General features: G+C 34.1%; 5 protein-coding genes. All 5 read right to left on the bottom strand.

Annotation, left to right across the window (positions count from 1 at the left end; translation table 11 throughout):
• Window positions 1-208 precede the first annotated feature (208 nt).
• A complete protein-coding gene (locus BBH99_RS07015) occupies window positions 209-718 on the bottom strand; it encodes a ferritin (RefSeq protein WP_002981834.1) in 510 nt (169 codons plus the stop codon).
• Window positions 719-845: 127 nt separating this feature from the next.
• Entirely contained in the window at window positions 846-1,292 is a 447-nt protein-coding gene (locus BBH99_RS07010; protein ID WP_066693880.1) for a hypothetical protein, read from the bottom strand.
• A gap of 179 nt (window positions 1,293-1,471) precedes the next feature.
• Complete coding sequence (locus BBH99_RS07005) at window positions 1,472-2,470, bottom strand: hypothetical protein (protein WP_066693877.1); 999 nt, start codon at window positions 2,468-2,470, stop codon at window positions 1,472-1,474.
• 139 nt (window positions 2,471-2,609) lie between these two features.
• Window positions 2,610-5,261, bottom strand: a complete 2,652-nt coding sequence (locus BBH99_RS07000; protein WP_066693873.1) for a 4-alpha-glucanotransferase — start codon at window positions 5,259-5,261, stop codon at window positions 2,610-2,612.
• Window positions 5,262-5,400: 139 nt separating this feature from the next.
• Complete coding sequence (locus tag BBH99_RS06995; protein ID WP_066693870.1) at window positions 5,401-6,570, bottom strand: T9SS type A sorting domain-containing protein; 1,170 nt, start codon at window positions 6,568-6,570, stop codon at window positions 5,401-5,403.
• Window positions 6,571-7,106 lie beyond the last annotated feature (536 nt).

Genomic DNA, 7,106 nt, shown 5'->3' with positions numbered 1-7,106 from the left:
AAGGAAAGGACGAAGAACAGATACAAGGCTACAAGAATATTCTTGAAAGATTAGGTAAAAAAGTTCTTAAAACACAGATTATTTATCTGTAAAGCTTATTTTTAATATCAGGACTAAAAACAATTACTCTTTCTCTTTAATCAAATTAAAAAAATAAAAACCGCTATCATAAAGAATAGCGGTTTTATATTATTAAACTTTTAACGTTTTAAGCAGTTGTATCCGGAGTAAACACTCTTTGTGATAATTCCTGGTCAAAAAGGTATAATGCAGATGGGTTATCGCAAACCATTTTGATTTTTGTTACGTACTGAGAAGCACTTGCTTCCTCCTCTACCTGCTCGTTGATGAACCACTGCAGGAATGATGTTGTTGCAAAATCTCCTTCTTCATTGGCATTCTTTACAATATTGAAAATACTTTTAGTTACAATTTTCTCATGTGCTAATGCTTTTTCAAAAATATCCGTTGCATTTTCGAACTCGTGTGGAGGTTTTGGAATTTCTCCAATGATGATTTCTCCGCCTACGTCATTCAGATAATCAAACATTTTATCAGCGTGCATTAATTCTTCTTTGCTCTGTACTCTGAAGTAATTTGCAATACCATCAAGGTCTTTTCCTGAAAACCATGCAGACATTGAAAGATAATATTGAGCGGCGTATTGTTCGTGGGCAATTTGTTCGTTAATTAATTTTGCAATTTTTTCGCTAACCATAAGTATTGAATTTATATTCAAAAATAGGGAATAAAAGCCCGAAATCAAAAGTTTTACGGAAAATTAATACAAAAAGGATGGAAAAAATTCCATCCTTTACACATTAAAAAATCAAAATTATAAATTGTTATTTTACTTCAGGAGCAGCTGTATTCATTGGCTTTTTCATCATCTTTCTTTCCTTCATTACCATTCTTTTCTGTTCCATTTTAGCTTTTCTGTCAGCCTGCCATTTATCATATTGTTCAGGAGTGAGGATCTTCTTCATATCAGCATCCATTTGTGCTCTTTTAGCCTTCATTTCTTCCATTTTAGCCTGTCTTACTTCTTTATTCTTTTCAAATTCAGCTTTCATTTCGGCTTTTCTCGTTTCATGTAGCGTCTTTATTTGTGCCACCTGTGAAGCATTAAGGTTAAGGTCTTTCTGCATCTGCGCAAGATGTTCCTGTTCTTTTTGTTGCATTTTCTGCTGCATTTCTGCTCTTTTTGCTTCCCTGTCCTGCGGAGTTGTCTGTTGTGCCATTGCAAAACTTCCTATTCCGATAAATGCTATTGCTAAAACTAATTTTTTCATCTTTTTAAAATTTAATTAATTGTTATTATACCTTTTTGATTCAGTATCAAACCATAGGTTAAATTAACATATTCATAAATAATGTTAATTTTTAACAAAAATAAATCAATAAACAAACAAAAAAAAGGACAGATTATAAAAACCTGTCCTTCACACCACTTAAATATAATATATGAAAATTAATTCCTTACCAGGCTTCCTCTAAAGCCTCCACTATTACCACGACCTGGTGAAGAATTTTCAGATCTTTGCTGTCTGAAACCACCACTGTTTCCTCTGAAACCACCATTATTTTCTCTTGATGGAGCCGCTTCTCTTCTCACTTCATTATTGCCTCTAAACCCTCCATTATTATTTCTAAAACTACCGTTTTCAGAGTTTCTACGGAATCCGTTATTATCAGAGTTTCCTCTAGAGCCTCCCGAATTATTATTCCTGAAGCCTTCATTATCTGAATTTCTTCTAAATTCACGGTTATCAGAGTTTCCTCTAAAACCACCGGAATTATTATTTCTAAAACCATCATTTGATCCTGATGAGTTTCTAAAGCCATTATCTGGCCTGTTGCTTCCTCTGATTACTTCAAAGGTAGGATTATCCATTCTTCTTACCCTTGAGCGGTCTACTCTGTAAATATTGATGTTTACATTTCTATATCTTGGCATTACAGCATATCTTGGAGCATAATACGTCCTTCTGTAATTTTGAAAGTATACAATAGGACTCGCTCCTCTGTAATAATTATTCTGGAAAACCACGAAAATTCTTGGTCCCATAATTCTTTCCAGGGCATAGAATCTATCATAATACCATCTGTCCGGATTATATCTATAGAAATTATCCCATGCTGCAAAACTTGCATACAGATTGTTAAGTCTGATAATCTGGTCTACCTGCCAACGGCTCAATCTGTTTTGTACAAAGAAGCCGTTCCAGTCGATATTGATAATACTGTTTCTGTAATCGTTATAATAGCTTTGGTAATAATCACCTGGATAATAGTCCTGAGGATAATTATAATAGTAATCATCAGGGAAGTAATTCCTGTCATCCTCGTCGCTATAATAGCCATTTCCATTCTGATAATAACCATCATCTCCCCAACCATTATTCGGATATTGCTGAGCAGACGCTAAAACGCCCAACCCAAAAGCTAATCCCAAAAATATTTTTTTCATCTCTATAGTCGTTAATTGGTTAATATATAGCAGAATATCTTAATTCTATCTTTTTGATACAAATACAAAAAAGAAGTTAAATCCTAAGATCTAACTTCTTTTAAAATATTATTAACTAATTGATAATCAAGTGTTAAATTTATCTCCTGCCACTATCTTTTACCCAGTGAGCAATTTTTTCATTGAAAACTTTCTGGTTTTTAAGTTCTTCCAGTTTTATGTGCATTCTATAGCGCCAATAATGTGGGAAAACAGCAGGATTATTAATCCTTTCATGATCCGCTTTAGGATTGGTTAGTTTAGCATCCGTAGCAAAGAATTCCTGAATAGGGAAAATAGCCAGCATAGATTCATTGTATAAATGCTGCTTCATGATGATCTCTGCCAGATCCGGAGTAAGTTCTGCAGGAGCTTTTCCATACTGAACCAATTGCTGATTAAAATATCTCTGCGTTAAAGCCGGATCTTCTTTCCACCATTGTCTCAACGTTGAACTATCGTGGGAAGAGGCAGTAACCACATTCATATAATTGGCATATCTTGGATCGTAGAATGGAATGTTCTCTGCAGGCATACGCTGAACTTTAAGGGCAATAATTGCCAGCTCATCCATTACAACCGGTACACAGGAAGGCACCATACCCAAATCCTCTCCACAGATCAGCATTTTAGTAGCATTCAGGATCACAGGAAGTTTTTCCATTGCTTTTTCATACCAAAGATGATCCTGCCTTCTGAAGAAGTAATCGTGATACAGGTCATAAATACTTTTCTGTTCAGATTCCGGTAGATATTGATAAGATTCCGTATTATAAACATTGAACCTTGGATGATACACTGTTTGTCCGTTTCTTTCTTCCGGTAAAAACAACACATTAGCGCAAAGTGAAATGAGTTTATCCTCAAGCGGCCCATATGGGTTTTTCTTAAAGAAATCTACCAGTTTTCTTTGGGTGTTAAATTCTTCTTTAAAGGAATAGGTTCCATCTTCCTTACGATCCATAAATGCGAGAGCCTTTCCGCTATCTGCCGCAAAATATTTCCATAAGATTTCATTATTGATAAACGGTTTACAATATCTGTCAAATGTAAACGGAATCTGCCAAGCTTTAAATTCATCCGGAACAATAGGAACAGCAGGATAAAAATATCCTAAAATACCTTGTACAGCAGTGATTGGCATTCTCCATATTCTAAAGAAGCCTAAAATATGGTCAATTCTCATAGCATCAAAATACTGTTCTAATGCCTTGAATCTGTTTTTCCACCATCTATAATCGTCAGCTTTCATTGCCTCCCAGTTATAGGTAGGGAATTCCCAGTTTTGCCCTAGTTCTGTAAATTGGTCTGGTGGTGCTCCAGCCTGAAAGTCCATGCCGAAAAGTTCCGGTTCAGTCCAGGCTTCAACAGAATATCTGTAGATCCCAATTGGTAAATCTCCTTTTAAAGAAACCCCAAGATTATGGGTATAATCCACAGCATCCTTCAACTGAACGTGAAGCTGATACTGTACCCAGGCATGAAGCATTGAAAGATCATAATCTTTACTTTTTGCTGTAAAAAACTGACTGATCTTTCCTGCGATATATTTTTTATGAGTTTTCCACTCGTTGAAATTAGGGGTTTTATATTTATCCCTTAAAACACAGAATGCCGAATAAGGAACCAACCAGTATTCATTATCCTTTATGAATTTTTTGAAGTTTTTGTCTTTATAAATTTTATCTTTTTCAGCATAAAACACAGCTTTCAAATACTTCCATTTCCCTTCGATCATTTTTTCATAATCAATAAGATCAAGAGTATTTAAAGCCTCTTTATCAGCTTCATATTCTTTAACTAATTCTTTCGGTAAGGAAAATTCGAGTTTTTCTAATGAAATATATTGGGGATGTAAAGCATATACAGATACTGCTGCATAGGGGTAAGAATCCGTCCATGAATAATTTGCAGTAGTATCATTGATAGGAAGAATCTGGATAATTCCGAGGTTTGTTTCCTTTGCCCAGTCTGCTAGTTTTTTAAGATCTGAAAACTCTCCTACGCCAAATCCTTCTTCACTTCTCAAAGAAAATACAGGAACAGCAACTCCGGCATCATGATACATCTGATACCCTTTAAATCTGAAATAATGGTTGGAAACAATTTGCAATACATCTGGTAGCGGATTAGTAACCGTACATCTGTTTTCTCCGGTTTCAACATCTATTACCCTGTTTTCTTTAGTATCGTAAATGCAATATTTAAACTCTATAAATTCATTTTCAGGAATTTCAACAGACACTTCCCAAAGACCAAAATCAGTCTGATGCAATGGAACCACCCTGTTATAATCCCAATTTCCTAAGGATGATGTATTTCCAAACAATACAATCCTCCAATCCTTATTATAAATAGGAGCCTCCAGCCTGAATAAATGAGTATGCTTTTTTAAAATTACAGATTTCTCCGGAGTAAAGTCGTGCAGCTTGTTATAAAGAATTTTATTATTTAAATAATTCTCAGGGAAGTTTTTATTATTCCATTCATCAAAAATGATAAACTCCTTATAATTATGTGGAAAATTAAGATGATGCTGAACAAACTCTTCTCTTAAAACATTTCCTTTTTCATTAATAACCCTGTACTGATAAGAAATGGATCTGGAAAAATAATCCACTTCACATTTCCATAAACCATTCTCTGCACAAAACATCGTATGGATATGAGCCGCAGTACCTTCTTCTCGAATTACCAACTGCAGATTTTCTCCGGCTTTTACAATATATCCTACATTAAAGTATAGCTTCATCTATATTTTTTTATAAAAGTACATTTTAATATCGAAAAATAAAACTTGTTGAATATCAAATAATCATTAAAAAACCTTCTCAATAAGATTGAAAAGGCTTTTATAATAAGTCTAATATCTATAGATTACATTTAGCCGTTTACTCAGTAATAAGAATTTTCTTATTCAATATTACTTTTCCCGATTCATCAGCTATGTTTACAATATAAGCTCCATTAATCAGCCCTTTTAAGTAAACCTTCTGATCCAGTGATCCATCTTTAACAGATAGTCCTTCGGTCATTACATTTTTACCAGACATATCAAAAACATTCAACTTGATATTCCCTTTTACATGCTTATCATTAACATGAACATTTACAAACTGTTCATTAACCCTGGTAGGATAAATATCCAGATTAGTTAATAATGTATTGTTTACAGAAACTCTGTCATTCACAAAATACTTACTGGCTAGATCGTAAATATGTAAATTCTGTTCTCCAGGAAGCATCTTAGCCTGTAAAGTAGTAAGATCCACCTCATATAAAGGAGCTCCTTTTGCACTTGCAATCACCACTTTTCCCTTCGCATTTACAGCAGAACCATTAACAGAGTAGTTATCAGGAATCCCTGCAATTTTACCCACAAATTTTGCTTTTAATTCTTTAGGAGATACTTTAAAGACATTTCCAGAAGCTGCAAAAATATAGAAATTATTATCTGTATCAGCAACCATATCTCCCCCAAATCCTGTTTCTATTGTAGTGAATGAATTTTTACCATTAGTAGCATCATCCTTTATGATTCCAAGATCATTAACCGCATACTGTCCACCTTTTTTGCTGATCTGTATAAGCTGTGTTCCTGAATTATTAACAGCATAAATATTCCCATCAAAACCAACGGTCATTCTTGTGATATGGGAATTAATATCACAAGATGTTACTCTCACAATATTATTTTCTACTAAAGTAATTTCCTTAGTTTGTGGATTCAAAACATAGATATTAGAAGAAAACATTGGCATGTATATCAGATTATTGTTTGAAGAATCATAAGCCAATGCTGCCATCGTTACCGCCTGGGAGTTATTAAAAGAATTTTTGTCCTCAGACACTAATCCTCTTCTGATCTGAGAAATAACCTTTGCAGATGAATCAGCCGTAAAAACCTTTTCTCCGGAAGTTCCATTCATAGCATCTATCGCACGGAAATCACTGAAATTAATCGCCTGAGTATCCTTTCCTGCAATAGCATAAAAATCCTGCTGGGCGTATGTATTTCCACCTAACAAGAGTAAAAATAAAGGGAATAAATGTTTTTTCATAGAATGTATATTTTAGATTCGTAATCATTTTAATATGACTAAGTTACATAATTTACCCATTAAAAAACAAAAAAACAGTATGATTTCAATAAAGTTTACAATAAAACAACCCAAATAATAAAATATCCTAAAGCCTAATAATATATCCATATATTTATCAGGAGCTATCTCCCGCTATCCACTCATACTCCTCACGCCCGTACTCTCCAACCCTCAAACCCTCAAACTCTCCAACTCCCTGTTGCGGGGTAACCGTTACTATCGGGGCTAGGGATTTGTATGAATGAAGATTATTGGTTTATAAAATGAATTACACCTTTTTATTATGAGTAATGAGTAATGAGTAATGAACAATAAATGATAGATATTTTGTATGGCACTTTAATTTGTCAGTATTCACTCCTCTTTGTCATCCCGTTGGCATCCAGATAATGCTATCCACAATTATTTCCATACTCATTATTTCCCATCCTATGTTTAGATCCTTACAGGATGACAACAGCAATCAGTTTATCAGAAGTAACGATACCAGGAAA

Source organism: Chryseobacterium contaminans, assembly GCF_001684955.1.
Classification (GTDB): Bacteria; Bacteroidota; Bacteroidia; order Flavobacteriales; family Weeksellaceae; genus Chryseobacterium; species Chryseobacterium contaminans.
This window is presented reverse-complemented; position numbering and strand designations above follow the sequence as displayed.

Bases quoted from the DNA above. Each gene is read 5' to 3' on its own strand.
- BBH99_RS06995 (WP_066693870.1), bottom strand. From the start codon at position 6,570: ATGAAAAAACATTTATTCCCTTTATTTTTACTCTTGTTAGGTGGAAAT.
- BBH99_RS07005 (WP_066693877.1), bottom strand. From the start codon at position 2,470: ATGAAAAAAATATTTTTGGGATTAGCTTTTGGGTTGGGCGTTTTAGCG.
- BBH99_RS07015 (WP_002981834.1), bottom strand. From the start codon at position 718: ATGGTTAGCGAAAAAATTGCAAAATTAATTAACGAACAAATTGCCCAC.
- BBH99_RS07000 (WP_066693873.1), bottom strand. From the start codon at position 5,261: ATGAAGCTATACTTTAATGTAGGATATATTGTAAAAGCCGGAGAAAAT.
- BBH99_RS07010 (WP_066693880.1), bottom strand. From the start codon at position 1,292: ATGAAAAAATTAGTTTTAGCAATAGCATTTATCGGAATAGGAAGTTTT.